Annotated in this window: 26 protein-coding genes, 1 tRNA gene and 2 pseudogenes; 11 read left to right on the plus strand and 18 right to left on the minus strand. The window is 66.9% G+C overall.

The window, feature by feature from the left end:
• Nucleotides 1–446: 446 nt before the first annotated feature.
• From ATJ93_RS21190 to ATJ93_RS21210, 5 genes are all read right to left on the minus strand, one after another.
• Nucleotides 447–528, minus strand: a tRNA-Ser gene (locus ATJ93_RS21190).
• A 27-nt stretch (nucleotides 529–555) separates the two neighbouring features.
• Nucleotides 556–843, minus strand: a complete 288-nt coding sequence (locus ATJ93_RS21195) for a hypothetical protein (RefSeq protein WP_211334116.1) — start codon at nucleotides 841–843, stop codon at nucleotides 556–558.
• A 1-nt stretch (nucleotide 844) separates the two neighbouring features.
• Nucleotides 845–1,225 carry a Rid family detoxifying hydrolase gene (locus ATJ93_RS21200; RefSeq protein ID WP_120246669.1) on the minus strand — a complete coding sequence of 127 codons (381 nt, stop codon included), beginning with the start codon at nucleotides 1,223–1,225 and terminating at the stop codon, nucleotides 845–847.
• Nucleotides 1,226–1,267: 42 nt separating this feature from the next.
• Entirely contained in the window at nucleotides 1,268–2,479 is a 1,212-nt protein-coding gene (gene ilvA / locus ATJ93_RS21205) for a threonine ammonia-lyase (protein ID WP_120246670.1), read from the minus strand.
• 311 nt (nucleotides 2,480–2,790) lie between these two features.
• The gene (locus ATJ93_RS21210; RefSeq protein ID WP_120246671.1) at nucleotides 2,791–3,222 is read right to left on the minus strand and encodes a gamma-glutamylcyclotransferase family protein; all 432 of its coding nucleotides are present in this window, start codon (nucleotides 3,220–3,222) and stop codon (nucleotides 2,791–2,793) included.
• A 161-nt stretch (nucleotides 3,223–3,383) separates the two neighbouring features.
• Between ATJ93_RS21210 and ATJ93_RS21215 the strand changes: the two genes are divergently transcribed.
• Together ATJ93_RS21215 and ATJ93_RS21220 are read left to right on the plus strand one after the other, a co-directional pair.
• Nucleotides 3,384–4,463: a DUF7490 domain-containing protein gene (locus ATJ93_RS21215; RefSeq protein ID WP_120246672.1), complete on the plus strand. Its 1,080-nt coding sequence runs from the start codon at nucleotides 3,384–3,386 to the stop codon at nucleotides 4,461–4,463.
• A 5-nt stretch (nucleotides 4,464–4,468) separates the two neighbouring features.
• Complete coding sequence (locus ATJ93_RS21220) at nucleotides 4,469–4,816, plus strand: hypothetical protein (RefSeq protein WP_120246673.1); 348 nt, start codon at nucleotides 4,469–4,471, stop codon at nucleotides 4,814–4,816.
• A gap of 72 nt (nucleotides 4,817–4,888) precedes the next feature.
• On the opposite strand, the gene citZ is transcribed toward ATJ93_RS21220, so the two are convergent.
• The 4 genes from citZ to ATJ93_RS21240 all read right to left on the minus strand — a co-directional run bounded on the left by citZ (nucleotide 4,889) and on the right by ATJ93_RS21240 (nucleotide 10,620).
• Nucleotides 4,889–6,037, minus strand: coding sequence for a citrate synthase (gene citZ / locus ATJ93_RS21225; protein ID WP_120246674.1), 1,149 nt, complete (start codon nucleotides 6,035–6,037; stop codon nucleotides 4,889–4,891).
• 169 nt (nucleotides 6,038–6,206) lie between these two features.
• Nucleotides 6,207–6,878, minus strand: a complete 672-nt coding sequence (locus ATJ93_RS21230; RefSeq protein WP_120246675.1) for a helix-turn-helix domain-containing protein — start codon at nucleotides 6,876–6,878, stop codon at nucleotides 6,207–6,209.
• A 75-nt stretch (nucleotides 6,879–6,953) separates the two neighbouring features.
• Nucleotides 6,954–8,207, minus strand: coding sequence for a Coenzyme F420 hydrogenase/dehydrogenase, beta subunit C-terminal domain (locus tag ATJ93_RS21235; protein WP_120246676.1), 1,254 nt, complete (start codon nucleotides 8,205–8,207; stop codon nucleotides 6,954–6,956).
• A gap of 1 nt (nucleotide 8,208) precedes the next feature.
• Nucleotides 8,209–10,620, minus strand: coding sequence for a rhodanese-like domain-containing protein (locus tag ATJ93_RS21240; RefSeq protein ID WP_120246677.1), 2,412 nt, complete (start codon nucleotides 10,618–10,620; stop codon nucleotides 8,209–8,211).
• A 463-nt stretch (nucleotides 10,621–11,083) separates the two neighbouring features.
• Here ATJ93_RS21240 and ATJ93_RS21245 point away from each other — a divergent pair, with 463 nt between their 5' ends.
• Nucleotides 11,084–12,079, plus strand: coding sequence for a hypothetical protein (locus ATJ93_RS21245; protein WP_120246678.1), 996 nt, complete (start codon nucleotides 11,084–11,086; stop codon nucleotides 12,077–12,079).
• Nucleotides 12,080–12,099: 20 nt separating this feature from the next.
• Here ATJ93_RS21245 and ATJ93_RS21250 read toward each other — a convergent pair whose 3' ends face one another.
• Nucleotides 12,100–12,462, minus strand: a complete 363-nt coding sequence (locus ATJ93_RS21250; protein WP_120246679.1) for a cell division protein SepF — start codon at nucleotides 12,460–12,462, stop codon at nucleotides 12,100–12,102.
• A gap of 191 nt (nucleotides 12,463–12,653) precedes the next feature.
• Here ATJ93_RS21250 and ATJ93_RS21255 point away from each other — a divergent pair, with 191 nt between their 5' ends.
• A complete protein-coding gene (locus tag ATJ93_RS21255; RefSeq protein WP_120246680.1) occupies nucleotides 12,654–13,418 on the plus strand; it encodes a DUF1028 domain-containing protein in 765 nt (254 codons plus the stop codon).
• 106 nt (nucleotides 13,419–13,524) lie between these two features.
• Complete coding sequence (locus ATJ93_RS21260; RefSeq protein WP_120246681.1) at nucleotides 13,525–13,791, plus strand: helix-turn-helix transcriptional regulator; 267 nt, start codon at nucleotides 13,525–13,527, stop codon at nucleotides 13,789–13,791.
• Between the two features lie 51 nt (nucleotides 13,792–13,842).
• On the opposite strand, the gene ATJ93_RS21265 is transcribed toward ATJ93_RS21260, so the two are convergent.
• Together ATJ93_RS21265 and ATJ93_RS21270 are read right to left on the minus strand one after the other, a co-directional pair.
• Nucleotides 13,843–14,703: an alpha/beta fold hydrolase gene (locus tag ATJ93_RS21265; RefSeq protein WP_120246682.1), complete on the minus strand. Its 861-nt coding sequence runs from the start codon at nucleotides 14,701–14,703 to the stop codon at nucleotides 13,843–13,845.
• A 126-nt stretch (nucleotides 14,704–14,829) separates the two neighbouring features.
• Nucleotides 14,830–15,357: a helix-turn-helix domain-containing protein gene (locus ATJ93_RS21270; protein WP_120246683.1), complete on the minus strand. Its 528-nt coding sequence runs from the start codon at nucleotides 15,355–15,357 to the stop codon at nucleotides 14,830–14,832.
• 219 nt (nucleotides 15,358–15,576) lie between these two features.
• Between ATJ93_RS21270 and ATJ93_RS21275 the strand changes: the two genes are divergently transcribed.
• A complete protein-coding gene (locus ATJ93_RS21275) occupies nucleotides 15,577–17,457 on the plus strand; it encodes a glycoside hydrolase family 15 protein (protein WP_120246766.1) in 1,881 nt (626 codons plus the stop codon).
• 7 nt (nucleotides 17,458–17,464) lie between these two features.
• Here ATJ93_RS21275 and ATJ93_RS21280 read toward each other — a convergent pair whose 3' ends face one another.
• The 3 genes and pseudogenes from ATJ93_RS21280 to ATJ93_RS24190 all read right to left on the minus strand — a co-directional run.
• Entirely contained in the window at nucleotides 17,465–18,907 is a 1,443-nt protein-coding gene (locus tag ATJ93_RS21280; protein WP_245977780.1) for a cupredoxin domain-containing protein, read from the minus strand.
• Between the two features lie 324 nt (nucleotides 18,908–19,231).
• Nucleotides 19,232–19,588, minus strand: a complete 357-nt coding sequence (locus ATJ93_RS21285) for a DsrE family protein (RefSeq protein ID WP_120246685.1) — start codon at nucleotides 19,586–19,588, stop codon at nucleotides 19,232–19,234.
• Nucleotides 19,589–19,829: 241 nt separating this feature from the next.
• Nucleotides 19,830–19,994, minus strand: a pseudogene (locus ATJ93_RS24190) (dihydrolipoamide dehydrogenase); the annotation flags it as partial.
• A 205-nt stretch (nucleotides 19,995–20,199) separates the two neighbouring features.
• Here ATJ93_RS24190 and ATJ93_RS21295 point away from each other — a divergent pair.
• Both ATJ93_RS21295 and ATJ93_RS21300 read left to right on the plus strand, forming a co-directional pair.
• Nucleotides 20,200–20,652 carry an OsmC family protein gene (locus ATJ93_RS21295; protein ID WP_120246686.1) on the plus strand — a complete coding sequence of 151 codons (453 nt, stop codon included), beginning with the start codon at nucleotides 20,200–20,202 and terminating at the stop codon, nucleotides 20,650–20,652.
• A gap of 153 nt (nucleotides 20,653–20,805) precedes the next feature.
• Nucleotides 20,806–21,132 (plus strand): amphi-Trp domain-containing protein, encoded by a 327-nt coding sequence (locus tag ATJ93_RS21300; RefSeq protein ID WP_120246687.1) that lies wholly within the window; start codon nucleotides 20,806–20,808, stop codon nucleotides 21,130–21,132.
• A gap of 66 nt (nucleotides 21,133–21,198) precedes the next feature.
• Here the strand turns inward: ATJ93_RS21300 and ATJ93_RS21305 are convergent.
• From ATJ93_RS21305 to ATJ93_RS21310, 3 genes and pseudogenes are all read right to left on the minus strand, one after another.
• A pseudogene (locus tag ATJ93_RS21305) lies at nucleotides 21,199–22,128 on the minus strand (formate/nitrite transporter family protein); the annotation flags it as partial.
• Nucleotides 22,129–22,315: 187 nt separating this feature from the next.
• Nucleotides 22,316–22,441 (minus strand): hypothetical protein, encoded by a 126-nt coding sequence (locus ATJ93_RS24400; protein ID WP_013879478.1) that lies wholly within the window; start codon nucleotides 22,439–22,441, stop codon nucleotides 22,316–22,318.
• Nucleotides 22,442–22,538: 97 nt separating this feature from the next.
• On the minus strand, nucleotides 22,539–22,766 hold the full coding sequence (locus ATJ93_RS21310) for a DUF6684 family protein (protein WP_120246689.1): 228 nt from the start codon (nucleotides 22,764–22,766) through the stop codon (nucleotides 22,539–22,541).
• Nucleotides 22,767–22,893: 127 nt separating this feature from the next.
• Here ATJ93_RS21310 and coxB point away from each other — a divergent pair, with 127 nt between their 5' ends.
• The 3 genes from coxB to ATJ93_RS21325 all read left to right on the plus strand — a co-directional run bounded on the left by coxB (nucleotide 22,894) and on the right by ATJ93_RS21325 (nucleotide 26,080).
• Nucleotides 22,894–23,682 (plus strand): cytochrome c oxidase subunit II, encoded by a 789-nt coding sequence (gene coxB / locus ATJ93_RS21315; protein ID WP_120246690.1) that lies wholly within the window; start codon nucleotides 22,894–22,896, stop codon nucleotides 23,680–23,682.
• Entirely contained in the window at nucleotides 23,679–24,095 is a 417-nt protein-coding gene (locus tag ATJ93_RS21320; RefSeq protein ID WP_120246691.1) for a DUF6789 family protein, read from the plus strand. The genes coxB and ATJ93_RS21320 overlap by 4 nt, the downstream gene beginning before the upstream one ends.
• 173 nt (nucleotides 24,096–24,268) lie before the next feature.
• A complete protein-coding gene (locus tag ATJ93_RS21325) occupies nucleotides 24,269–26,080 on the plus strand; it encodes a cytochrome c oxidase subunit I (protein ID WP_120246692.1) in 1,812 nt (603 codons plus the stop codon).
• Nucleotides 26,081–26,098: the final 18 nt, after the last annotated feature.

The following is a 26,098-nucleotide window of genomic DNA, read 5'->3' on the forward strand; positions in this document are numbered from 1 at the left end:
AAAGCGTATAAGGGCGACGGATGAGATTCCTGCCTCCGTGCCGGGTGTCGGCCGGAGGGGACGCGGCGGCGTGCGCCACGTCGTTCGCATTAGTATCGAAGACCGGGTTGATACATAAGGCCGTCGTCTCGAGGACGGTCTGTTCTACGTTGGGCAGTCACGTGGTTCGGTCACTGAGCGGGGTACCAGAGGAATCGGAGTAGGGACGGTAAGAAACGATGTCGGTCGGCTCGAGCGGATGGTACGAACCCGGGTTGACTACGAGCAGCTGGTAGCAGAGCACTTCGTCACGAATACCAGAGCCAGCAGTTGGTGGCGAAGAGCCGATGTTCGAGAGAATGTGTGGTAAGTGATAATTACTCGAGTCTCCTTCGAGAAAGGGACGACTGTCTCCTACCCGTCGGAAAACGTAGGAACACTAAAACCGAGTGTGACGCCGTGAGAAGCGCCAGGACTGGGATTTGAACCCAGAATCCCGAAAGGGAACACGCTTTCCAGGCGTGCGCCTTACCGTTCGGCCATCCTGGCTCACCTCATCCTAACCACGTCCGTCGTTTAACTCTTACTTTTACCGTCGCCGCGGTCGTGCGATTCGGTATCGCGGGTCGACCCGTTCGCCGTCCGACGTGCGACTCGAGGCTCGAGGACGTACGTTCCGACCGTCGTGCCGATGCCGACGACGGCAGCGACAGCGACACCCTGCACGATCGTCACGAGCGGGGAGGCGACCAGGGCGTAGCCCTGGACGAGGACCAGAAACGCCAGCGCACCGACCGCGCCCCAGAGGAGTGCAGACGTCGTCCGCGGGTCCAGTCCGAGCATCGCCGCGATCGGCGCAGCCATCTCACTCGAGGGAGGCGACGGCTTCGATCTCGACGCCGACGCCCTTGGGGAGGGCGGCGACCTCGACGGCGCTGCGAGCCGGCGGTTCGTCGTCGAAGTAGTCGGCGTAGGCGTCGTTCATTTCGTCGAAGTCGTCGATATCGTCGAGGTAGACGGTCACCTTGAGGATGTCTTCGGAACTCGCGTCCGCCTCGTCGAGGATGGCGTCGAGGTTGTAGAGGGCCTGTTCGGTCTGGGCCGCGATCGGTTCGTCGTCCAGCAGTTCGCCGTCGGCGGTCAGGGGGATCTGTCCGGCGGTAAAGAGCAGCGAGCCGTTGCTGGTCGCCTGGCTGTACGCGCCGACCGCAGCGGGTGCGTCGTCGGTTTCGACGATCCGTTTCATGTCCCGTCCATCGACCCGAACCGGCTTAAAAGGGGCGAAGCGTTACGCGAGGACGTCGACCTCGTAGCCGGCCTCCCGGAGATCCGAGAGGAAGGCGTCGACGTGGTCGGGGCCGCGCATCTCGAGTTCGATCTCGACCTCGGTGTCGCTCATCTCGACCTCCCTCGAGGTCCGATCGTGGTGGATGGCGTAGATGTTGGCGCGGTGGGCGGTGAAGATCTCGAGCAGTCGCTCGAGCGCGCCGGGCTGGTCGGTGAGGACGGTCCGGATCTTCAGGTAGCGGCCGGTTTCGACGAGGCCGCGGACGATCACGTTCGTGAGCGTGTTGAGGTCGATGTTGCCGCCGGAGAGGACGGGGACGATCGTCTCGTCGTCGACGTAGTCGAACTTCTCGAAGAGGACGGCAGCCAGCGGCACCGCGCCGGCGCCCTCGACCAGCGTCTTCGACCGCTCGAGCAGGTAGGTGATCGTGACGGCGATCTCGGGGTCGGAGACGGTGACGATCTCGTCGACGTACTCCTGGATGTGTTCGAAGGGGCGGTCGCCGATGCTGCGGGTCGCGATCCCGTCGGCGATCGTATCGACGCCCTCGAGCGAGACCCGCTCGCCCTTTCGGAGAGAGGCCGCGGCGCTCGAGGCGCCCTCGGCTTGCACACCGATCACGCGTGCGTCAGGTTTCTCGCCCTTGACTGCGGCCGCGATTCCGCTGATGAGTCCACCCCCGCCGATCGGGACGACGACGGTTTCGACCTCGGGGCAGTCCTCGACGACCTCGAGGCCGATGGTTCCCTGGCCGGCCATGACCAGTTCGTCGTCGAAGGCGTGGACGTAGGTGCGGCCCTCCTCGCGTTCGATCTCGTGGGCGTGCTCGGCGGCCTCGGCGTAGTCAGCGCCGTGGAGGACGACCTCGGCCCCGTAGCTTTCCGTCGCCTTGACCTTCGAGATGGGCGCGTGCTCGGGCATGACGATCTTTGAATCAACGCCCACGCGCGTGGCCGCGAGCGCGACGCCTTGGGCGTGGTTCCCCGCGCTCGCGGTGACGACGCCCGCCTCTTTCTGCGCCTCGGAGAGCGTCGCGATCCGGTTCGTCGCGCCGCGGATCTTGAACGCCCCCGTCCGCTGGAACGTCTCGAGTTTCAGGTGCACGTCGGCGCCGGTCATCGAGGAGTACGTGTGCGAGTACTCGAGCGGTGTGTGTCGAGACGTCTCGCGAACGCGGTCGCGCGCCTCGAGAATGTCGGAGCGGTCGAGCATACCCCCGACTACGGGGCGCGTCCCGTAAGGATGTCGGACGAATTACGAACATTCCACTCGACGAGCGAGGCGCTCGGTGGCGTCGAAAACTGTCGGGGAAAGGAAACCGGTCGATCCGGTGTGGCTATCGCCGTCCCCCAACAGGGAACAGGGATGTGCCGCCGGAGGCGACACGACAGGGAATACACGGCGTGTGACGTGCGAGTGTAGACGGGAACGCAGACCACATAAAACCCATCCCTCCGAAGTGAAAGTGAAATCGCAAGCAGGCGGCGGGGTGATCGGTCCGTCAGACGGTCGGCAGACGGGTGTCATCCGGTCCGATGGACGGTCACACCGTGGCGAGTCAGGAAGGTTCGAACGCGGTCCGCGAACGAGTCGCCGGCCGGCCAGTCGACCGGTTCGTCGACCGCCAGCCGGACGGGGTTACCGACGTACACTGCGGCGCTGTCGTCGCTGCCGTCGCTCCCGCTGCAACCGTCGATCGGCACGGAAACCCGAACGTAGAGGCCGCGATCGACGCCCTCGTAGCGGTCCAGCCGCTCGAGTCCCGCTTCGTCTACCGAAAGCAACCGGCCGTCGACGGTGCCGCCGGGAGCGAGGGTCGGATACGCGCCGTCGACGCGATGGAGTCCCTCGAGCGTCGCGTCGCCGTCGAACGCGTACTCGCTCCCCGGCAGATCGCCCAGCGCGGCGTCTACTCGGTCGGGATCGGTCAGCGTCCCGTAGACGAACACGCGCACGGGTATGAAATAGCGCAGCGTGACACTTCGCTGTTCTGCCCTCGGGCGGACGCGTGCGGTCGGACCACTGCCGGCCCGCGGTTCCGGCCCGTCGTTTGACCCGCCATACTGGTTGCGCGGATTACACAAAGCATTTATATATTTATTCGAGAGTGGCGTCCATGAATCGCGAGTCTGCCCTGGGGGTCGCCGCGGTCGTCGTCGCGGTTGCCGCCGTCGCGACGCTTGCTCTCTCCGGTGCGATCGCGGCTCCCGAGACCGAAACGGGAGCGGCGGTCGACCGCGGTCACGCGTCGCTCCAGGAGGTAACGATCGCCGCCGACGAAGTGTCGGGCGAGACGGCCACCCTCGAGGTCGACACCTTCCTCGAGCACCGCGGCGACCCCGTCGAGAACGTGACAGTGGTCCACCGCGTGACCGATACCGATACCGGCCTCGTGACGACAACGGCCGAACGACCGGTCGGTCGACTCGCCGGGGCGAACGAGACCACCGTCCCGGCGACGATCGACGTTCCGCGGGCGGGGCAACACCGCATCGAGACGTTCGTCTTCGTCGACGGGACCCGACGGGAGTCGACGACCCACCGCGTCTCCGGCCTCGAGTCGCTGACGCCAGCCTACGCCGACACCGGCCTCGAGTTTCACCGGTTCGGCGGGGACGGGTCACTCGCGGGCGTCCCCGCGATCGAGTACTCGGTCAAATCCACGAACGACGAAACGGCGACGCTCGAGGTGACGAGCTACCTGACGAACGCGGGCGACGAGGCGACCGACTCGCTCGAGGTCGAACTGAAGGCCCGGCAAGCGGGCTCGAACATCGTCGCCGACGCGGAGACCGTCTCCGTCTCGAACGTCGACCCCGGCGAGACCGCGACGCCGACCGCCGAACTCGAGGTGCCCGACGAGTACCGGTACAACCTCGACGCGATCCTGTGGCTCGACGGCACGATCGTCGCCACGGATCGCGCGGGAGCCGACCTCCGGCCGAATTCGACGGCCGGGGACAGCCCTGACGGCAACCTCGAGACGAGTGACTTCGACGAGGAGCCGACGATCGAAGAGGCCGACGACAGCAGTAGCAGCGACGGAATGTCCGGAGCCGACGATACCGGAGGAATGGACAGCGATGGCGCGGAGGATAGCGCTGACGGGACCCCGGGCTTCGGTCCCCTGGCCGCAGCAATCGCACTGGGCACAACGTTCGCGCTCGTCGTCGCACGGAAGCGCGACCACAACTGAAACCGATGACCGAGACAGCATCCACATCGACCGAGACGCCAGCCGAATCGAACGCCGAACGAGATGTGATCCGCGGCGACGCCGACTCGAGCGACGAGACCGAGCCGGCGTCCGCTCCGCAGTCGAACCGCCTCGAGCGCGAGACCATCCTGCGGTATCTCACCTGGACCGCGCTCGGGGTCTGTTCGCTGCTCGCGATCTACGCGCTGTTGCAGTTTTACGGCAGCGTCACCGAGACGATCGACCTCTGGGTGAAACCGCGCCACCAGCCGCTGATACACGCTGCGTTCAACCTCGTCGTCCTGCTCGGGTCGCTGATCGGGATTTCGCTGCTCGTTCGCGAACTCGACTGAAACGACCGTCGAAAGAAGCTGAATCGAACTGCGGTGTGTCGCTGCTGTCGGCTGTTTCGTGCGGCCGCGTCGTTACCGTTCCTCGAGGGGCACGAACTCCTGGCTTTCGGGCCCGGTGTACCGTGCGCGCGGGCGGATGAGACGATTATCCTCCTGGTACTCGAGGACGTGGGCGATCCAGCCGCCGGCGCGGCTCATCGCGAAGATGGGCGTGTACATGTCGATCGGGATGCCCAGCTGGTAGTAGACCGAGCCGGAGTAGAAGTCGACGTTCGGGGCGATTCCCTTGGCGACGAGGCCCTTCTCCTCGGTGAGGTACTCCTCGATGGTCGTGGTGATGTCGTACCACTTCGAGTCGCCCTCGGCGGCGAGTTCCTTGCTGCGCTCCTGGAGGATCTTCGCGCGGGGGTCCTTGACGTTGTAGACGCGGTGGCCGAACCCGGGAATGCGCCGGCCCTCGTCGGTGGCCTCCTCGACCCACTCGAGGGGGTCCTTGTTGCTCTCGTCGATCTCCATCAGGACCTCCATGACGTCCTGGTTCGCGCCGCCGTGAAGCGGCCCCGAGAGGGCGCTGACGCCGCCGGTCACGGCGCTGTAGATGTCGGCCATCGTCGAGCCGATGACCATCGACGTAAACGTCGAGGCGTTGAGCCCGTGGTCCGCGTGCAGAATCAGCGCTTGGTCGAAGGTTTCGGCGGCGACGTCGTCCGGCCGCTCGCCGGTCAGCATGTAGAGGAAGTTCGCGGCCAGCCCCAGGTCGGGATCGGGGTCGATCGGCTCCTCGCCGAGCCGGTAGCGCTCGAAGGCCGCCAGCGCGGTCGGGATCTTGGCGGTGATGCGCCGGCCCTTGCGCAGTGACGCCTCGAGGTCGTCGGGCTCGGCGTCGGATTCGGGCTCGGAGGCGGAGAACATCGAGACCGCGGTCCGGAGCGCGGCCATCGGCCGCTCGTCGGCGTCGGCGAGTCGCTCCATCGTCGCGAGCACGTCGTCGCTGACCTCCCGCTCCTCGTTGAGCGCCGCGGTGAACGACTCGAGTTCGTCTTCCGCGGGGAGGTGACCGTGCCAGAGGAGGTAGAGGACTTCCTCGTAGCTCGCGCCGCGAGCGAGGTCTTCGATCGTATAGCCGCGATAGATCAGTCGACCCTCGTCGCCGTCGATCGAGCTGAGTTCCGACTCTGCGACCAGAACACCTTCCAGCCCTTTCTTGAGGTCGTCAACCATACACGCAATTTCGCACCCCGATGGAAAAGTATTGTCGTTTGTTCGCTCGTGACGGCCGAACGCGTCCGATGTGCCGTTTCAACTCCCGGACGCGGAGTGCTGCGAGGAGTAACCGGACCTGACGGTAGACATTTGTATAAATATCGGTCGAGAAAACGGTCTGTAGTGGTTATTTGTCAATGATCTCGTCCATCAGTTTCGTCTGGGCGGCGGCCAGGTGCTCGGTGAACGTCGAGCGCGCGACGCCCAGTTCCTCGGCGACGTCGGTCGCGTTCGCGCCCTTGGGATACTCGAAGTAGCCCATCTCGTGGGCCGTCTCGAGAATCTCCTGCTGGCGCGCGGTCAGCACCTCCCGATCGACGATCACCGGGTCGGTCGAACTGTCCTCGTGATCCTGCGTGAGGTCCTCGACGAGGACGCCGTCGAACCGCTCCCGGAGTTCGTCGACGATCGCGGCGATCTCCTCGAGTTCGAAGGTTCGGAACGAGAGCAGCAGGGAGCCGTCCTGCGCCCGGACCGACGAGATCGGCGTCCCCGTTCCCTCGACGATCTCGCAGGCGCAGTCGTTCGTACTCTCCCGTTCGAATCGGTACACCGCCTCGCGGTCGTTCGACTGGACCGGTTCCAGGTCGACGTTCGCCGTCAGTCCGGCGTCGTCATCGTCCGCCTCGGCGGCGACGTCGGCCGGGACGCCGAACTCCTCGACGACCGTCTCACCCGTCGCTCCCGTCCCGCGAGTGCGGGTGACCGAATCGATCGCCTCACCGACGTCGGACGACACGGTGGCGACCGGGCAGTCCTGCGGGTCGTGGACCACGACGGTTGCGCGAAAGCCCGTCATAGCTTCTAGTACGGGACGTTCCGGTCATAACGGGCACCGGGAATTCCCGCGCCGTGAAAATTCTCGGGCCGCCGGCTAACACCACTCCTCGTACTGGTGGACCCGCGCCGGGTTCAGCGGCTGTGGCTCGCGGTCGGTGCCGTCGTAGACCTCGCGGTGATGCTCGTACGCGATCCCGATCTCGCCCTCGGGGTCGAACCCGCGGGGTAGGATCGACTTCGCGCGCCGCTCGTTCCAGGCCGCGATCTTCTCGAGCGCTTCGGGCCGGTCGATTTCGGTCGTCTCGAGCCCGCCGGCGGCCGCCGTCCAGGCCTCGCGACCGGTCTCGGTGCGGACGACGACCGTCGAGTAGCCCTCGTCGCTGCCGACGTTGCCGGCGCTGATGTCGGCCGCGCCGCCGACGAAGTCCGCACACTCGTCGCAGCCCCGAAGCCCGGCGGCGTCGAACTCGGAGACGTCGGTCTCGAGCAGGGACTCGCCACCGTCGTCGTAGGCGTAGAGGGTCCCCGCTCGGATGTCGAGCTTCTCGACCGCCTCGGGGTCGACGTCGTACGATTCGATCTGCGAGAGGAGCCGCTCGTGCTCGAAAGTGCGGGTACACATCAGCGCGACCGTCAGCGCGATCGGATCGGCCGGTTCGTGGCCGTAGCGATCGAGGGCGGCCGCACCCTGGATCACGCAGGGCGTGCCGACGAGCGCGAGGTCCGGGTCGTCCCCCAGATCCGCATCGGCGAGCAGGTCGTCGATCTGCCCCAGTCCCATCGTCTGCGTGTAGCTGCTGCCGCCGGCCTCGAGCAGGTCCTCGCGGGAGGTCGCGAGGAACGCCTCGCCCCGCAGCGGCTCCTCGTCGCTCTCCCTGGCGACGACCGCACCGTCGATCTTCCCGGCCTCGAGCAGTTCCGCCAGCAGTGCAGTCACGGCGCCGCCGTCCTGGCCGGCCTCTGCGGCTTCGTCAGCCGCTTGCGCGGCGTACGTTTCGGGTTCCGCGAGGGATCGCTCGTCCTCGAGCAACTCGAGGGCGCGCTCGTAGCGGAGCCCGCTGCGGGGACAGAAGTCCCAGCAGCGCGAGCAGCCGGTACACATCTTGACCAGCGTGGGCCGCTTCTCCTCGGCGTCGATGCCGATGGAGTCGGACGGACAGGCCGCGACGCAGGAGGCACACTGGATGCAGCGGTCGGCCTCGATGACGGCTTCGTCCAGATCGCGGAACCAAATCTTGCCCGGCGCTTCCGCAACGTCGGGATTCTGCTCTCGCGGGTCGTTGCCGACGCCCTTCGGCTCCGTCGCCGCCTTCGGGTCGGGGACGCCCGGCTGATTCGCTTCCGACATCTTAGCTCACCTCCGTCCCGATCGCCGGCGGATCGCGAGCCGGCTGCTCGGTGATGAGTTCGCGCAGGTCCGCGTTTGCAGTGCGGCGCGTCCACTCGGCGAACGACTCGTCGGGCTCGCGGTCGTCCTCGTAGGCCCGTACCGTCGCCTCGATGACGCTCGGCACGTCCTCGATCGGAATCTTGCCGACGAGCCAGTCGATGAACTCGTCGTTGCCCAGATCGCCGCCCAGGCCCACGTCGGCTGCGCGACCGGACTCGAAGTCGTCGCGGTAGACCTCGCCGCGCAGGCCGAAGTCGCCGAGTTGGGGCTGCGCACAGGAGGCCGCACAGCCGGACATGTGGACGCGGATGGCGTCGTGGTCGTCGGCGATGCCGACGTCCTCGGCCCACTCGTCGAGTTGCCGGGCCCACCTGATCGCCCGATTCTTCGTCTCGATGATCCCGTAGTTGCAGAACTCCCGGCCCGTGCAGGTGACGATCCCGCGGGTGAACGGCCCCGGATCGGGGCTGTACCGCTCGAGCAGCGGGTGCTCGAGGAAGTGCTCGAGGTCGCCGTCCTCGAGGTGGGGCACGAGGACGTTCTGGTTGGGCGTCAGGCGCAGTTCGCCGTCGCCCAGTTCGTCGGCGAGGGCCGCGAGTTGGGCGAGCTCGTCGCCGCCCATCCGCCCCGTCGGGACGTTCAGGCCGACGTAGGAGCGGCCGTCAGCTTGTTCGTGGACGCCGACGTGATCGCCGCGGTAGTCGGTGGTCAGCCGTTCGGCGCCCGCGGCGGACTCGAGTTCGAAGTCGGCGTAGGTTGCGAGCTCCTCACGGAACGTCTCGGGGCCGAGTTCCTCGACGAGGAATCGCAGCCGGTTGACGGCCGTGTCGAGGTAGCTGCCGTGGTCCATGAACAGGTCGGCCATCGCGGCGACGAGGTCGTCGACGTCGTCGGGGTCGACGAACAGGTCGATGTCGCTGGCGATGCGCGGCCCGTCGGAGAGGCCGCCGCCGACCTGCGCGACGAACCCCTCGCGACCGTCCTTTCGGGCGGGCGTCAGCCCGAGGTCCTGGATCTGCGCGCGGGCGCAGTTCTCGTGACAGCCCGTGACGCTGACCTTGAACTTCCGCGGCAGGTTCGCGTAGTGGTGGTCGCCGAGGAATCGCTGGCTGACTCGCTCGACGACGGGTTGAACGTCGACGCTCTCGTGCGGATCGATCCCCGAGGCGGGACAGCCGACGACGTTGCGCACCGAGTTGCCGCAGGCCTGCATCGTCTCGAGGCCGACCTCGTCGTAGCGGTCCCAGATCTCGGCGACGTCCTGGATCTCGACCCAGTGCATCTGGACGTCCTGCCGCGTGGTCACGTCGAGGAAGCCGTCGCCGAAGACGGGGTTCTGGTCGGCGCCGCCGTACTCGTCGGGGGCGCGGGCGAACTCGTCGGCGACTTCGCCGATCGTCCGGGCCTGTTCAGCGGTCAGCCGGCCGCCCGGCGCCCGCGTCCGGAGCATGAAGTAGCCGCGCTGCTTCTGGTGGTAGAGCCCGATGAGCTTCAGGCGATTGAGGGCGTCCTCGCCTAACTCCTCGACCAGCGCCTCGAAGCCGCCGTTGTTCGAGTAGGCCCGGACCTGCTCTTTGAGTTCGACGGGGTCCCACTCGGGCGCCTCCGCGCGGACCCAGTCGGTCAGGCTGCCCTCGTAGAATTCGACGTTCTCGTACCCGAGATCCCGAAGGACGACGTACGTGTGGCTGAGCCGCCGCGCGGTGTTACAGTAGAGGACGATCCGCTCGTCTCGCGTAATGCCGCGGTCGGCGAGCAGGGTCTCGAGTTCGGCCTCGGATTTCAGCCGTCCCGACCCCTCGAGCAGATCCTCCCACCCCAGTTGGACCGCGCCGGGGATGTGGGACTGATCGTACTCGGCGACCGTCCGGGTGTCGACGACGACCGCGTCGCCGTCGACGGCCGCCTCGACGCCCTCGCGGTCGATCAACGGCGCGTCGCCGGCCAGTTCGGCCTCGTAGTCGGTCGATTCGAGGGCGGGTTCCGCGTCGGCCAGGTCCCCGCCCGCCTCGAGCCAGGCCTCGAGTCCGCCGTCGAGCAGATAGAGCGGACCGTCGTGGCCGTAGACGACCGCCGTAAGCATGAACCGGGCCGCGTTGACGCCGTTCGACCCGTCGACGGCGACGATGGCGTCGTCTTCGGCGATCCCGGCCTCGCGCATGAGCGCGGCGAAGTCCGCAGCCGCGGGGAGTTTCCCGGCGGCGACGCTGCTCGGATCGCGGAACGCGTCGGCCGGCACGTTCACGGCGCCCGGAACGTGGCCCAACTCCGCGTAGTCGCGGGCCTCCCGGACGTCGACGACGACCACCGAGTCGTCCGCGTGGTGCGTCTCGAGCCAGTCGGGGGAGACGACCGTCGGGTCGTCGCTCACGGTCGCTCACCCGTTTTCGGTCGCTCGATTCGTGTCGGTCGGCGTTGCGGCCGCCGCGGGGTCGAGGCGCGGCCCGACGATACTGCGGGCGTGGCCCCCGTTCGGCGGCGTGTCCGTCGCGTAGTCATCCGTACCCCCGGATTGGCAGTCTTCCCCCTTTCACCTGCGCGTACGGGTAAGTCGTACCGTGGCTCCGGGACGACGGCAGCGAGACGACGCCACTTCTGACAGAACCCTTACCCGTTATGCGAACCGCCTTTATGGAGCGCTCGAGACGCGATGACCGGTACGGCCGACGTCCAAGCGGTTTGGCAGTTGACGCTCTCGTCACCGCATCCGGCAACATTTGCTTCAGCGGTTGTTTTTATTCTGTCAGCTCTGTCGATCAGTAGTTCTCGAGCGGAAACGGAGCGACAGCTACAAGCTGCCATATCCTGACACTTTAGATACAAGACTGATCGCGATGTCCTCGAGCACAGCCGTCGATCCCGGCGTCGAATACCAGGCAGCCGTCGGCGCGTACGTCGGCGCGCTGCTGACCGGCGTCCTCGGGATCGCGCTGGTCGTCGGCGACGTCTCGGGCGGGACGCTCCTCTCCCTGCTGCCGAGCGTCTTCACCGCCGGGCTTCTGATCGGCGCGATCGTCGCGTGGTCGCACCCGGAGACGGCGGTCCGGCTGGGGTCGCTGCGGTGGCCGATCACGCTGTGCTGTCTGCCCGCGATCGCGTTGGGAGCCGCGGTCTGGCTGCTTTCACGAGCCGAAATCGTCGGCACGGACTGGCGGTTGCTCCCGGCCGCCCTCGCGGCGATCGGTGCCGCGCTCGCCGGCTGGATTCTCGGCGCGAGCGCTCGCGACAGCTACGTGGAGTCGCTCGTCGACGAGCCCGTCGCGAGCTGGACGCGGGAGCCGAGCGGCCCGGAGTACGCGATGCTCGGCTGGGGGCTCGCCTGTTTCGTCGCCAGCACGGCGTCCTACCTCGTACTCGGTAAACTCTCCGTGATGCTCGTCATCGCCGGGTGCATCCTTCTCGTGCAGGGGCTTCCGATCGAGTTCGGAGACGGCGACACCGTTCGCGTTCCGATCAGTATCATCCCCTTCGCCTACGAAACCGAGACGCCCGACTTTTCGCGCGGCGAATTCCGCGTCGCCGACGCGGGGCTGGTCGTCGCTCCCTCGATGCAACCCGCGTACAAGAGCCGCATTCCCTGGGATCGCATCGGAGACGTTCGGCTGACCGACGACGAACTCGTCCTCGAGCGGCGGCGCCGGTGGAAACCGGCGATCCGCTGCGATCGGTCGGTAATCGACGACCCGGCGGCGCTCGAAGCGACCCTTCAGCGGTACGTCCACGGGGCTGGGGACCGCGTGGACTCGACGGACTCGGTGGACTCGAGTCGGGAATCTGACGAGGAGTCGAAACCGGGAGCGAAAAGAGAACGAAATCGAACCGGCCGGTGATCGGGCGCAGGCCGGTCAGTTCAGGCCGACTGCCCGAGCTTTTCCCGGCTGACGCGGACCCCGGTCGGCGTGATGATCATCTGATCGTCGCCCTTCCGGACGATGTCGCCGTCGACCTCGCGGGCGACCTGCCGGAGTTCGTCGATGATGTGCTCGACGGTGCTATCTTCGGTACGCAGGCGGGTGATGTCGGCGATGACGATGTCACCGTCGTAGACGGCGTCTTTGATGTCGATCGCGTCGGTCTGGTTGGCGACCTCCGCGATGCGAACCTGCATCGATGCGTCGGCCGACTCCGCCGCAACGTCGTCGAGGTTCAGTTCGACGTAATCCTCGGTCGTCCGGGACTGCTCCCCGCCGAGGATTTTGCTCATGAGTCCCATTGGCGTTATCCACCGGGGCCGTCAGTATAGTTCTTACGTCAGACGCTACCAGTCAATTAACTGATGTTCTCGAGGAAACTGCGCCGCTCGAGCGCAGCGGTCGGTCCGAACAGCACCGAGGAGACGAGACCGACACGCGTTGCTGCCATCCGAGGAATTTTATTCCTCATCCTCCCCCACGAAAACGAGCGATGACCTTCAGCATCTGCGTCCACGAGAGCTACGAGACGCCCGACGGAACCGAGCACGAACGGTTCGGCGTCGCCGTCACGACCCGGCTGCCCGGCGTCGGCACGCTCTGTCCGTTCGCCAGCGAGAACGGCGCCGTCGCGACCCAGAGCCTCGTCAACGTCGATCTGGGCCGGCGCGGCGTGCAGTACATCGACGACGGGCTGGCCGTCGAGGACGCTCTCGAGGCGCTCATCAACGCCGACGACGGCGCGCCCCAGCGCCAGCTCCACGGCGTCGATAGCGAGGACACCTACGCGTTCTCCGGCGAGGAGTGCGTCGACTGGTTCGGCCACCGCGAGGGCGACCATTTCACCGTCGCCGGGAACATGCTCACCGGCGAGGCCGTGATCGACGCCGTCGCGGAGGCCTACGAGGCGAACGCCGTCCACGAGACGACCGACCCCGCGACGGGGCCCGCGGGCGTCACCGAGGACACCGACACCGACCCGCTCGCGAAGCGATTGATCGACGCCTTGGCCGCCGGCCACGTGGAGGGCGGCGACAAGCGCGAGGAACTGCCGATCCAGAGCGCGGCCGTCGTCGTCGAATCGACCGAATCCCACGACGTCGTTCCGCCGTACAACGACCTGCGGGTCGACGCGACCGAGACGCCGATCGCGGACCTGCGCGAGACCTACGACCTCGCGGCCCAGGGGTATCGCGACACGCTCGCCCGCTACGAGGGCGCCTTCGAGGACGATTCGCTCGAGGACGTCGACGACTGAGTGAGCCGAGGGACGGGTAGGGCGGAAAAGCGGACCGGCGCGATCGTTCGCCGCCGGTGCACAGTCGCGCAACCGTTTACACCGACTCGAGGCGTACGACGAGTGAATGGGGCCAGCCGAAACGCTCGCCGAGACGCCGCCGAGCGCCAAACTCGTGTTCAAAGCCCTCGAGTACGACGGGTCGCTCACGCAAGCGGAGATCGCCGAGGAGACGCTGCTGCCGCGCCGGACGGTCCGGGACGCCCTCTCTCGGCTGAACGACGCGGGACTGGTCGAGGGACGGGTTTCGTTCAGGGACGCGCGCCAGTCGGTCTACTCGCTGACCGACGACGGCGAGCGCGCGACGCCGACGGCGGCCGATCCGCGCCGTTGAGCGCCGACGGCCGGAACTAGACAACGCCGCTCTTTTCGGCGACGGTTCGCCTCAGTCCGCCAGGAACGCCGCGAGCCGTTCCGCGTACGCCTCCGGCCGATCCTCCGGGACCCAGTGGGTCGCCTCCTCGAGGCCGACGACCTCGGCATCGGAAATGTCGTCCGCGAGTCGCTCGGCGTACTCGATGGGCTGGAACTCGTCCTCCGCGCCCCACAGCAGGAGCGTCTCGGCCTCGATGTCGGCGGGGTCGATCTCGGTCGTGTGGCTCGTGTTCGTGCCGATCGCGTTTCTCGAGAGCGAAATCTTCGCCGCCTCGGAGTCCCACGGGGCGAGCATGCCCTCGACGAACACCTCGTCCGGATCGTCGCCGTACAGCGTGTTTCGGTAGAGTTTCCGGAGCATGTCCTGCAGGTCGTCGACGCTCATGTCGGCGACGGTGTCCGGCAAGCCGAGTTCGAGGATCGACTCGACCGGCCACGAGTCGTAGCAGACGGCGTTCGAGAGCACCAGTTTCGACACCGCGTCGGGCTCGTGGGCTGCGTACCGGAGGCCGACGCCGCCCCCGAGGTCGTGGCCGACGAACGCGACGGTCTCGAGGCCCAGTTCCGCGAGCAGGCCGTCGATCATCGCCTCCTGGGCGCGGATCGAGCGGTCGAACCCGTCGTGCATGGCCGAGTTGCCGTAGCCGACCATGTCGGGCGCGATGACCCGATGCCGGTCGGTCAGTTCGGACGCGGCGTGGCGCCAGAGGAACGACGAGGTCGGAATGCCGTGACAGAGCACGACCGGGTCCGCATCTGCGTCCGCGTCCCCCGAATCCGGCCCCTCGTCGTAGTAGGCGACCTCGAGGTCGTGGCCGTCGACGGTGACGGTCGTCGCAGTCTGTCGATCGGACCAGGTGTCGTAGTCCATGTGCCGGCATCCCACGGCGAGGCGGAAAGCAGTTGGCGTGGAACGGGCGCGGGTGTGAGCGGGCGTACGGGTCGCGGCGCGGGACCGCTCCTCGATCTCGGACCGACCGGGCGCGAGCGGCGCCGCTCACTCGTCCCGTTCGACGATGACGGGTCCGCTATCGGGGTCGCTCTCGCCGGCGACCAGCCGCTCGATCTTGTCCTCGCTGAGGTCGTCGACGATGTCGGCGGCCTCGGTCATCCACGCGTACAGTCCGAGCTTGAACTGCCGCCGGACCGCCTCGGCCGAGCGGTGCGCGTAGACGTTCACGCGGCCGCCGTCCGCGAGCACGCGCGAGCGCTTCTCGATCATCCCCAGCTCCGACAGGTGATTGAGGTGTCTGGTGACGACGCTTCGATCCCGATCGACCAGATCGGTCAGTTCCTTGACCGTGAGTTCCCCCTCGGACATCAGGTGCCGGCAGACCTCGAGTTCGGTTTCGGAGATGTCGAACACCGCGCGCATGAGGAGAGCTTCGTCGGGCGACTCGACGGGGACCGAGTCGTCGACGGCGGTCATCGGGTCGCCACAGCACGTCGGCGGCGCGGACGCGAACTGATACTCGCCGCAGGATCGACAGGCGTACACCGCGAGGTCGGGATCGGACGCTGTCATCGGCCGTGCTACAGCGGCGTCCCAGTAAAACCTTTCAACGGCGGCAGCCTCCGCTCCCGCCGACCGATCGGCCACAGAGTCGGCCGTTACAAGTGCGATCACGCGTCGCCGGTGGCGGCTTTTTCTCGCTGGAGCGCGAACGGACGGTCGTGCTTTCAGGAGGTTCGTGTGCCCGATCCGGCCCCGTTCAACCGCCGATCTGCGCCGACGGTGATTCCGATGCCATCTGACGCGTACCCGCCGATCGAACACTACGGCGTCGTCGGCAACCTCGAGACGTGCGCGCTCGTCGGGCCCGACGGCTCGATCGACTGGTTCCCGTTTCCGCACCTCGAGTCGCCGAGCATCTTCGCGGCGATCCTCGACGCCGACCGCGGCGGCCGGTTCCGGATCGCGCCGACCGATTCCGTCGAGACGCAGCGGCGGTACGTCGACGCGACGAACGTCCTCGAGACGACCTTCCGAACCGACGGCGGCGACGTGACGCTGACGGACTTCCTGCCGCCGGCCGACCGGATCGACCACCCGAAGAAGGTCCTCTACCGCAAGCTCGCCTGCGCCGACGGCGGCGTCGACCTCGCGATCGAGTTCGAACCGCGGTTCGAGTACGGCCGCGCGGCCACGACGATCGACCGGGTCGACGACGGGATTCTCGCCGACGGCGAGGACGAGCGGACGCTGCTCGAGTTCCCCGCAGACGCCGCCCTCGAGATTCGAGACGGCGGGGGAGCGGAACCGAGCCGAGTAACCGGGACTCTGTCGCTCGAGGCCGGCGACGAGGCCTGGTTCCTGCTGCGGTGTACGGGCGCCGAAGACGCGAACACGGATCCGGACGCCGCGCTCGACGAGACGGTGCAGTTCTGGACCGACTGGGCCCACGACTGCGGTCCCGAGGGCGACTGCGCCTTCGCGGGGCCGTGGCACGACGCGGTCGTCCGGTCCGAACTCGTCCTCAAACTGCTGACCCACGCCGAGTCGGGCGGGATCGCGGCCGCACCGACCACTTCGCTGCCCGAGGATATCGGCGGCGTGCGCAACTGGGACTACCGGTTCAACTGGCTTCGGGACGCCGGCTTTACCGTTCAGGCGCTGATGAACCTCGGCACCGCCGCGGAAGCAAACGATTACTTCGACTGGTTCATGGACCTCTGTCAGGTCGACGAGCCCGCGTCGATCCAGCCGCTGTACGGACTCCACGGCGACTCGGATCTCGAGGAGCGGGAGTTAGAGCACTTCGAGGGATATCGCGGTTCCAGCCCGGTCCGGATCGGAAACGGCGCCGCCGACCAGCGCCAGCACGACACGTACGGGGAACTCCTGCTGGCCGTCGACGAGATGCGCCGACACGGCCGAGAACTGGACGCCGACGAGTGGGACCGGATCCGCGCCATCGTCGAGTACGTCCGCGAGATCTGGACGGATCCCGACGCGGGCATCTGGGAGGTCCGCGGCGGCGACAGACACTTCGTCTTCTCGAAGGCGATGTGCTGGGCCGCCCTCGACCGCGGGATCGCGATCGCAACCGACGGCGACCACGACGCGCCGGCCGAGGCGTGGCAGGCGACCCGCGAGCGGATCAGGGCGGACGTCCTCGAGAACGGCTACGACGAGGACGTCGGCGCGTTCGTCCAGTCGTACGGCTCGACGGCGCTGGACGCGACCGGCCTCCTGCTGCCGATCGTCGGCTTCCTGCCCTTCGAGGACGACCGCGTGCAGGGGACGATCGAGGCGATCGACGACCGGCTGGTCGACGACGAGATCTTCGTCCAGCGGTACGACGGCGACGACGGCCTGCCGGGCGAGGAAGGCGCCTTCGTCCTCTGCTCGTGCTGGCTGATCGACGCGCTCGCGCTCTCCGGGCGCCTCGAAGAGGCCCGGACCCGCTTCGAGACGCTGCTGTCGTACCTGAACCCGCTCGGACTGATCGCGGAGGAGCTCGACCCCGAGAGCGGCGCCCACCTGGGGAACTTCCCGCAGGCGTTCAGCCACGTCGGGATCGTCAACAGCGCCCTGTATCTGGGCTACGCTCGAGGGCTCGAGACGCCCGGCCCGGCGCCGATGGGGATCCGGCTCGGCGAGCCGATCCCGGGCGACGACTAACGCGTCGTCACCCCGCGATTTCGATCGTCCCGCGCATGTTCTGCGGGTGGACCTGACAGTAGTACTCGCTCATCGCCTCGCTCGCGGTGAACGTGACCGTCTGCGTGGCCCCTTCCTCGCCGACGAGGTCGGTGGCCAGCAGGTCCGCTCCGCTTTCGTCCGCGATCGCGAAGTTGTGCTGCAGACCGTCGCCGTTCTCCCAGACCAGCGCGTACTCGGTCCCCGCCTCGAGTTGCAGCGTCGGGTTTTCCGCGTCCGCGATGGCGTCGGGAGCGGCGCCCTGCCAGGCCGACGCCTCGCCGATCAGGCGGACGTCGGCGTCGGCGGTTCCGTCGGCCGAGTCCGATTCGCCGTCGCTCGACTCGCCGTCCGCTCCCTGCCCCGGGAACTCCCACTCGGCGAACGGCCCCTCGACCAGCTCCTCTTGCTCCCACATCGCGTGGATGAACGGCTGGGTCCGGCCGTCGGGCAGCTCCATCGCGGTCGGCACCGGGTCGTAGACCGGTCCCTCGGGCGTCGGCCTGATCGGCAGGACGACGCCGTGCGTGTGGTGGATCTGTCCCGCGATCGTCTCCTCGGGCGCCAGCGGCAGCTCCTCGTCGATCGCCAGCCGGTAGCGCTCGTCGCGGACGGTCTGGGTCGTCATGAAGTGAAACACCCGGAACCCGTCCGTCGTGGCTCGCTCCCCGTTTACGTAGACGTCGCCGACACCCCAGCAGGCGGCGTAGTCGTACAGTTTGGCCATCAGCGGCGACCCGGTGCCGGTCTGCCCGTGGTGCCACGCGCCGACGCGGACGCCGCCGCCGGTCTCGTAGCCGGGAATCGGCGGTTTGACGACGTGATCGAAGTCGAGTTCGTACTCGTTGCCCGCCGGATCGGTGAACTGCGCCGCGAGGTCGACCGCGTCGGCCGTGTCCCCTGGCTCGCCGGGCGTGTCGTACGGCTGGCGGTCCCGATACGTGATCTCGAACGCGCCGCTCGTGACCTCCGCCTGATCGCTGAAGATGTTCGGCTCGACGTACTTCTGCTCGGCGACGCCGGCGTTCTCGTCGTCCTCGATCGGCTCGCGGCCGCTCTCCGGCGCCGCCACCAGCGGCGGCAGGTCCTCGAGCAACTGCGGGACGGCGTTCCCGAGCGGTTCCGGCAGCCCCTTCGCCTGTTCGATCCGGGACTCGAGCAGGTCGCTCCCGAACCGCGGGTTCTCCGCCGTGCCGAACACCTGGGGGCTCAGCCGTCGCTCGCCCGGCAAGATCCAGTAGAAGGCGTTTCCGGGCTCCTGTCGTACGACGACGTCGCGACTCGAGTCGGCCGTATCGCCGTTATCGTCGTGCTGCTCGAGTGCCGTGCCGTTCGATTCCGCGCCGACGCGTCCCGCGACGGCGCCGAGCGTCGTCGCGCCGGTCGCCGCGAGCAGCGACCGGCGGGTCCAGCGGCCGTCCGCTCCGTTCATATTTGTCATATGGTGTCACACCGAATCGGCGGTAGCGAGCCGGGCGGATAAGTCGGGCCATCGTTGGTGCACGCTAGCTGCCCATTCACCCAATCTTTTAGTAGGAGATCGGTCGGCGGCCGACGAGATGCGGCGGATCGTCCAGCGAGTACCGTTCGAACGCGGTCGGTAAAACGAGATTAGCGGGACACGGAGCGTTTCGGTCACAGTGGAACGCTCGCACGTCTCCGGTACGCGCGCCGTTCGATCTGTGTGTTACTCGAGACGCGTCGCTCGAGCGCCACACGCACCTCGAGAAACGAAAATCGACCGTCGAAATCCGGTTTAGAAGGTGATGATCTCGTAGTCGTCGCTGACGAGCGATCGGATACTCGGGTGGCCTTCGTTCTCGTCGATGCGGACGATGCCCTGGTCTTCGACGGCGTCGTCGACGTCGAAGGCGCTGGCGCAGTAGTCGCAGACGGAGGCTTCGTCCTGAACCGACTGGTAGAGGCCGTGGTAGTCGTGCGCCTCGTCTTCCAGTTCCGCGATCCACTGCGTGCCGGCGCCGTCGAAGATGAGTTCGAGGTCGTCCTCCTCGTTCGCGGCGAACTCCCTGGCGGCCTCGAGGCCGTTGACCATGCGTCCGGTGTCGGCGTGCGATTCGGTGCCGGCGAGAATGATGACGGCTGCGTTGACCATTGCAGTCGTACGCAGGAGACAGGTATACAAAACGGGCCGGCGACCGTGTGCCCGCAGTGCACGACCGCCGAGAGGACGGATGACGCGGCGGCCGTCGACCGCGATTTGGCCCGCTTGGATCAGTGGTCGTGCTCGTGGCTGTGGCCGTGATCGTGACGGTGTCCGCGGGCGTGCTCGTGTCCGCAGCGCTCGAACTCCCCGGAAAACGCCCGCTGGACGACTTCCGAGAGCGCGGGGTGGATAACATCTTCGAGGGAATGCAGCCCCGGTTGAGACACGCGCCGCCGAGTCGTCCCTTCTCGACGACCGCAACCGACTGCCCGCGGTTCGCCGCCGCGTTCGCCACCTCGAGTCCCGATCCCGAGCTGATAGCCAGAAAGTCGTACTCCGTGGGGTCGCACGACACGCCGAGCGTAACGAACAGCAGGCCGGAATGCCCAACACGATGGAGACGACCGACTGCTCGATCTCCGCCGCGAACGCCGGTCACGCGTCGCGGTGCAGGGGAGGTCACACCTCGCGGTCCCGCAGTTTTATCCCGGTGTTCGGTGACACGCCTCGTAGGCGGCCGACGGCGCGACGCGGCCGCACGATACCACGGTGACTACGCTATGAGCGAATCCGAAAACGTCCTTCCCGTCGAGGTCGAGGCGGATCGCGAGACACCAACGAAATCGACGGTCACGGCACGAGGCTTCGAACTGGTGATCGACGAACCCGAAGACATGGGCGGCCAGGACGACGGGCCGAACCCCCTCGAGTACCTGCTGGCCGGGCAGGCCGGCTGTCTCAACGTCACGGCCTCGCAGGTCGCGAAGGATATGGACCTCGCGCTCGAGGATCTCGAAATCGAGATTTCGGGCGAGTTCGACGTCGCAACGTTCCAGACCGAACGACCGGACGACCACACCGGCGTCCGGAACATCGAGGTCCGGATGGATATCGAGGCCGACGCGGACCGGGAGACGCTCGAGGAGTTCGGCGAGCGCGTCGAGAAGCGGTGTCCTGTCTCCAACAACATCGCAGAGGCGACGGATATCGGGCTCTCCGTCGAGCGATCGTAGCGCGGCGCTCGTTCGGTTCCGCTCGCGGCGATCAGTCGCCGCGTCCCGTCTCGGTGACCCGCTGTCGATCCCGGTGAAAGGTATCGGGCGCGATGACTGACAAACCGGCCAATATCCAACGTTTACGGTCGGGAGCGTGGAAGCCGCTCCCGCATGACGGACGACGAATCGGCGAACGGCGAGGAATCGGCGCCCGAAGAAGCGGAGGCAGACGAGGAAGAAGAGTCCGAGGGACGAGAACTCGAGTACGAACACTACCACGCCCGCGAGGAGGTCGTCGCCCACCTCGAGTCGTTCCTCGAGGGATTCCGCGAGGGCGATACCGTCTCCCTGACCATCGGCGAGGAGACGATCGAACTCGAACCGCCGGAACACCTGAACTTCGAAGTCGAGTACGAAGAAGAGGACGACACCCGCGAACTCGAGTTCGAACTCGAGTGGGAGGAACGGACCGAGGACCTGGAGATCGGGAGTTCGTAACGTCGCAGTCGGCAGCGGCGGTCAGTCGTCGCGGTCCGCTGGACCGTCGCTTCGAGCGTCCCTGCTGAATAGTATCTCGCGGAGCGAAAGCGTGGTGTGTTGTGCCTGGTACGTGCGTTCGACCGCCTGGAAGTAGTTGACGACGGTGACCAGGACCACGCCGCCGATCGTGTTCCCGAGCAACACCGGAAGCACGAACTCGACGGCGCCGGTCGCGAGCGCCACCTCGCCGCGGAAGACGAGGAACATGACCTCGGTCGCGGAGACGACGACGTGATAGAGGTTGCCGAGCGGGATCGCGAGGAACGCGATATAGATCAACACCAGGCGGGCGACCGTCTCCTGTGACGCGTAGTCGAGCCAGACGACGCCGGCGACGATCAGCCCGGCGAACGCCCCCTTGAAGAACGTCGGCCACCAGGCCGTCTCGAGCCCCGCGTTGGAGATTCCGACGGCCGTCTCCATCACGTCCGGGGAGAAGACGCCCGTCGACGCGAGGAAGAAGGCGCCGAGGGTACCGCCGGCGAAGTTGCCGATCAACACGATCGCCCAGACGGAGAGCAAGGCGGGGACGCTCGTCAGCCGCTCGAGTACGAGCGCGACGGGTGGAAGCGTATTCTCGGTGAACAGTTGGTAGTCGCCGATGATGATGTAGGCGAACCCGAGGGGATAGAGCAACGCGCCCGCGATCGGCGCGCCCCCGCTGGCCTCGGTCAGCGACGCGTAGAGCATGAACGTCAGCGTGATCGCAAAGCCGGCGGCGAGCGCGCTGAAAAACAGCTCTCGAGTACCGGTCGTGATCTCGTCGTCGGCGGCGGCGACGATCCGGTGGAAGATCTCGTCGGCCGAGAAGCGATCGCGAACGACGGCGCCGGCCGCCGGAACGCCCTCGCGGGATTCTTCGACGGCTTCTCGAAGCGATTCGTCCGCGTCCGACCCAACGGCGACAGTTGCGTCGTCCGTCGTCGGCTCGACGCGGCGCTTACCGTCGGTCATGACAGCGATAACGGGTTCGGAGAGATGCGACTACCTGATTCAGCACGCTTCGACCTGCGTACAGGCGGCTGATACGTGTTTCGTTACGCGGACCAGACGGTTCGGCGGCGATCGAGACATCGCCGATTGCACCGGTGGCGCCGCGGGACTGAGGGAGTGACGGGGAAGGGACCGTCCGGACGCCGGCCTACGGCGGGATCGTTGCCCCGGTGAAGACGACGAGGTAGACGATCGCGGCGACGAGCGCGAGGCCGAGCGCGGTCAGCATGAACGCGAACGTCCCCTCGGGCGTGTAGATAGAGGGACCGGGCATACAGCGGTCGTCCGTACGAGTTCCGGCGGGTTAAACGCTCCCGTGGCAACGGCCGTGCGGGTGTCGTGCGCTCGGGCGTTCGAGCGCCCGAGTCGGCTCAGGATTTGTCGGCGTCCCGCTCGATCACCCGCGCGACGACGTACGTCGCGATCAACAGGAGGACCAGCGGGAACAGCGTCAGCGTGTGCGTGAGGACGACGGGGAGCGGATCGAACGACCACGGCGAGGCGGCTTCGAAGAGCACGGCGAAGTACGCGAGGATCACCAGCGGCACCACGTTGATCGAGGCGTCGACCGCCGTGTCTCGAGAGAGCCAGTCGAGCATGTCTCCGTCTTCGATCGCGAGGGGAATAAACCGTATTCACGAGCGCTGATAGGCGCGGCATTCGGCGCCGCTAGCGCAGTATTTCGGACAAACCCTTATCACGGGGGTTATTGTAGCCACCCCGTAGATGAGGGGCGCACGTCGCACCGCCGTCATCGTCGCGTTCCTAGCCGCGCTGGCGATCGGTGCAGTGCCGAGCGTCGCCGTCGCCGCGTCGGTGACGGAGCAAGTCATCAGCCGCCTCAACCGGCAGTTGCTCTACCTCGCCGTCCCGATCGCGGTCCTCGTCGAGGCGATCCTCGCGTACACGGTCTGGCGGTTCCGCGACAACGACGAACCGGAGCCGACCAAGGAGAACCGCCAACTCGAGATCACGTGGACGATCGCGACGGCGCTCGTGTTGCTGTTCGTCGGCACGGCCTCGTTTTACGTGCTGGCCCAGCCGACGGTGTCGACGGTGCTCGACGATCCGCAGCGGAACGCCGAACCCGGCAACGCTCCCGAAGACGCGGTCGAAGCCCACATCGTCACGGAGCAGTGGAACTACACGTTCGAGTACCCGGAGGAGAACGTGACGACCTCGGAGTCGCTGGTTCTCCCCGAAAATCGGACGGCCTACCTCTATATCACCTCCGAGGACGTGATCCACTCCGTTCACGTCCCCGAACTCGGCTTGAAACAGGACGCGCTGCCCGGCCAGTACAACCTCCTGCGGACCGAACCGACCGAGAAGGGCGAGTACCGCCTCTACTGTGCGGAGCTGTGCGGTCGCGGCCACCCCGAGATGCTCTCGACGGTACAGGTCGTCAGCGAGGACGAGTACGAGCGGTGGCTCGAGAACCCGGAGTCGGCGCTGAACGAATCGGAAGCGAACGAGTCGTCGGCGAACGGATCGGCGACCGACGGCGGCCCATGAAGCGGTTCCCGAGCGCGGTCGCCGGCGGCGTCTCGGCGACCACCGTTATGACGCTCCTACTTCTGTTGCTCGAGGTCGAGACCCGCTCGGCGATGGACATCTTCTACGTCATCGCCCGGTTCATCGGGACGCCGAACGATCCCGCCGTCGGCTTCGCCCTGTTCGTCGTCGCCGGCGTCGTCGCCTGGCCGCTCCTCTTTCTCGCGCTCGAGCCGTACCTTCCCCGCGGCCCGGATCCGGCCGCCCGCGGCGTCGTGTTCGCCTCCCTGCTGTGGGTGCCGTTCGTGATTACGGGGCGCGGGGATATCGGCGGTCCGCTGCTGGTCCTGTTCAGCGCGTACACGCTGTTCGCCCACTGGGCCTACGGGTTCACTCTCGGGGCCGTCTACGGTCGCTTGCTCGATCGTCCGTAGTGTCGACCCGCCGGCATCACTCGAGCCGGGGTACTGTCAGAATCGGAGCCGTAACCGCCGATTTCGATCGACGCCGACACAAACCTTTACCTCGCGTTCGTTGAAGACGGCGGTGACCGCGGAGGCGGGCGCCGTCGCGCGATCCGCTTCCCGATAGGTGCACACGATACACGATGCTGGATACGATACCGGGAGTCGCGCTCGCCGCGATCGGATTGGCCGTGCTCGCAGCCTACTATCGCCTCCGGAGCGACCGTCCGGCGATGTCGTTCGCGGACGGCGGCACCGCCTCCGTGACGGTCGGCCTGACGGGCACGGAGAAACCGGCCGGCATCCTGCGGTGGTTCACGACCGTCGACCACAAGGACATCGGGCTGCTGTACATCCTGTTCGGGACCGCCGCCGCGCTGTGGGGCGCGACCGACGCGATGATGATCCGCACCGAACTGCTGGTCCCCGAGAGCGCCGTCTGGAACGTCGAAACCTACAACGCCGTGTTCACGACCCACGGGTTCACGATGCTGTTTTTCTTCGTGACGCCGGTGTTCACCGGTATCGCGAACTACGTGTTGCCGCTGTTACTCGGCGCCGACGACCTCGCCTTCCCCCGGATCAACGCGATCGCGTTCTGGCTCCTCCCGCCCTCGCTCGTAATGGTCCGGGGCGGCCTGATCACGGACGTTATCGGCATGGTCGTCGGCGTGCTCCCGGTCGACGTGACCCTCTTCGAGGCGCTCGAGCCGGTCGCGATGGGCTGGACCATGTACACGCCGCTGTCGGTCGAGATGGCGAACCCGCAGATCAGCGTCGCCCTCCTCGGGCTTCACCTGAGCGGGGTCGCGACGACGATGGCGGCGATCAATTTCATCGTCACCGTCTTCACGGAGCGGCCGCCCGAACTGGGCTGGGACAAACTGGACATCTTCTCGTGGAACATCCTCGTCACGAGCGCGCTGATCCTGCTCGCCTTCCCGCTGCTCGGCAGTACGCTGATCATGCTGCTGCTCGATCGGAACTTCGGGACGACGTTCTTCGCGATCGAGGGCGGCGGGCCGATGCTCTGGCAGCACCTGTTCTGGTTCTTCGGCCACCCCGAGGTCTACATCCTCGTGCTGCCGGCGTTCGGGCTCGTAAGCCTCATCCTGCCGAAGTTCTGCGGCCGGCGGCTGTTCGGCTTCCGCTTTATCGTCTACTCGACGATCGCGATCGGTATCCTTTCGTTCGGCGTCTGGGCCCACCACATGTTCGCGACCGGGATGGATCCCCGGCTGCGCGCGAGTTTCATGGCCGTCTCGCTGGCGATCGCGATTCCCAGCGCCATCAAGGAGTTCAACTGGATCGCGACGATGTGGAACGGCCGGCTCCGGCTCGACGCGCCGCTGATCTGCATCATCGGCGCCATGAGCACCTTCGTCGTCGGCGGCATCACGGGCGTCTTCCTCGCCTCGGTGCCGGTCGATCTGGTGCTCCACGACACCCACTACGTCGTCGGTCACTTCCACCTCATCGTCGTCGGCGTCATCCCCCTCGCGATGATCGCGGCGAGCTACTACTGGTTCCCGCTGATCACCGGCCGGATGTACAACCAGCGGCTCGCACGGGCACAGACCGTCCTGCTGATCATCGGGACCTTCGTCACGTTCATTCCGCTGTTGATCCTCGGCTACATGGGGATGCCCCGCCGCTACGGGATCTATCCCACCGAGTTCATTACGCTCAACCAGATCGCCTCGCTGGGCGCGTTCCTGCTCGGCGTGAGCGTCTTCCTCTGGCTCGTGAACATGATCCAGTCCGCTCGCGTCGGCCCGGTCGTCCGCGACGCCGACGTCTGGAACCTGAAAGAGACCGGCCAGTTCACCCGCGAGTGGCAGTGGTTCGAGGACCGACTCGAGGAACGTCGCGGAAAGGTAGAACCGGAGGGCGACCCGGGTTCGGAGTCGGAAACGACTCGAGCGGTCGACCCGGATGACGACGCCGAGTCGTGAGGCAGCCGCGGTGACCGA

The sequence above is a fragment of the Halopiger aswanensis genome (assembly GCF_003610195.1).
In the GTDB taxonomy this organism is placed as follows: domain Archaea; phylum Halobacteriota; class Halobacteria; order Halobacteriales; family Natrialbaceae; genus Halopiger; species Halopiger aswanensis.

Bases quoted from the DNA above. Each gene is read 5' to 3' on its own strand.
- ATJ93_RS21275 (WP_120246766.1), top strand. From the start codon at position 15,577: ATGCCATCTGACGCGTACCCGCCGATCGAACACTACGGCGTCGTCGGC.
- ATJ93_RS21260 (WP_120246681.1), top strand. From the start codon at position 13,525: ATGGGGCCAGCCGAAACGCTCGCCGAGACGCCGCCGAGCGCCAAACTC.
- ATJ93_RS21280 (WP_245977780.1), bottom strand. From the start codon at position 18,907: ATGAACGGAGCGGACGGCCGCTGGACCCGCCGGTCGCTGCTCGCGGCG.
- ATJ93_RS21295 (WP_120246686.1), top strand. From the start codon at position 20,200: ATGAGCGAATCCGAAAACGTCCTTCCCGTCGAGGTCGAGGCGGATCGC.
- coxB (WP_120246690.1), top strand. From the start codon at position 22,894: ATGAGGGGCGCACGTCGCACCGCCGTCATCGTCGCGTTCCTAGCCGCG.
- ATJ93_RS21270 (WP_120246683.1), bottom strand. From the start codon at position 15,357: ATGACAGCGTCCGATCCCGACCTCGCGGTGTACGCCTGTCGATCCTGC.
- ATJ93_RS21250 (WP_120246679.1), bottom strand. From the start codon at position 12,462: ATGGGACTCATGAGCAAAATCCTCGGCGGGGAGCAGTCCCGGACGACC.
- ATJ93_RS21230 (WP_120246675.1), bottom strand. From the start codon at position 6,878: ATGACGGGCTTTCGCGCAACCGTCGTGGTCCACGACCCGCAGGACTGC.
- ATJ93_RS21220 (WP_120246673.1), top strand. From the start codon at position 4,469: ATGACCGAGACAGCATCCACATCGACCGAGACGCCAGCCGAATCGAAC.
- ATJ93_RS21245 (WP_120246678.1), top strand. From the start codon at position 11,084: ATGTCCTCGAGCACAGCCGTCGATCCCGGCGTCGAATACCAGGCAGCC.
- ATJ93_RS21235 (WP_120246676.1), bottom strand. From the start codon at position 8,207: ATGTCGGAAGCGAATCAGCCGGGCGTCCCCGACCCGAAGGCGGCGACG.
- ATJ93_RS21200 (WP_120246669.1), bottom strand. From the start codon at position 1,225: ATGAAACGGATCGTCGAAACCGACGACGCACCCGCTGCGGTCGGCGCG.
- ATJ93_RS21300 (WP_120246687.1), top strand. From the start codon at position 20,806: ATGACGGACGACGAATCGGCGAACGGCGAGGAATCGGCGCCCGAAGAA.
- ATJ93_RS21325 (WP_120246692.1), top strand. From the start codon at position 24,269: ATGCTGGATACGATACCGGGAGTCGCGCTCGCCGCGATCGGATTGGCC.
- ATJ93_RS21310 (WP_120246689.1), bottom strand. From the start codon at position 22,766: ATGCTCGACTGGCTCTCTCGAGACACGGCGGTCGACGCCTCGATCAAC.
- ATJ93_RS21285 (WP_120246685.1), bottom strand. From the start codon at position 19,588: ATGGTCAACGCAGCCGTCATCATTCTCGCCGGCACCGAATCGCACGCC.
- ATJ93_RS21215 (WP_120246672.1), top strand. From the start codon at position 3,384: ATGAATCGCGAGTCTGCCCTGGGGGTCGCCGCGGTCGTCGTCGCGGTT.
- citZ (WP_120246674.1), bottom strand. From the start codon at position 6,037: ATGGTTGACGACCTCAAGAAAGGGCTGGAAGGTGTTCTGGTCGCAGAG.
- ATJ93_RS21255 (WP_120246680.1), top strand. From the start codon at position 12,654: ATGACCTTCAGCATCTGCGTCCACGAGAGCTACGAGACGCCCGACGGA.
- ATJ93_RS24400 (WP_013879478.1), bottom strand. From the start codon at position 22,441: ATGCCCGGTCCCTCTATCTACACGCCCGAGGGGACGTTCGCGTTCATG.
- ilvA (WP_120246670.1), bottom strand. From the start codon at position 2,479: ATGCTCGACCGCTCCGACATTCTCGAGGCGCGCGACCGCGTTCGCGAG.
- ATJ93_RS21320 (WP_120246691.1), top strand. From the start codon at position 23,679: ATGAAGCGGTTCCCGAGCGCGGTCGCCGGCGGCGTCTCGGCGACCACC.
- ATJ93_RS21195 (WP_211334116.1), bottom strand. From the start codon at position 843: ATGGCTGCGCCGATCGCGGCGATGCTCGGACTGGACCCGCGGACGACG.
- ATJ93_RS21265 (WP_120246682.1), bottom strand. From the start codon at position 14,703: ATGGACTACGACACCTGGTCCGATCGACAGACTGCGACGACCGTCACC.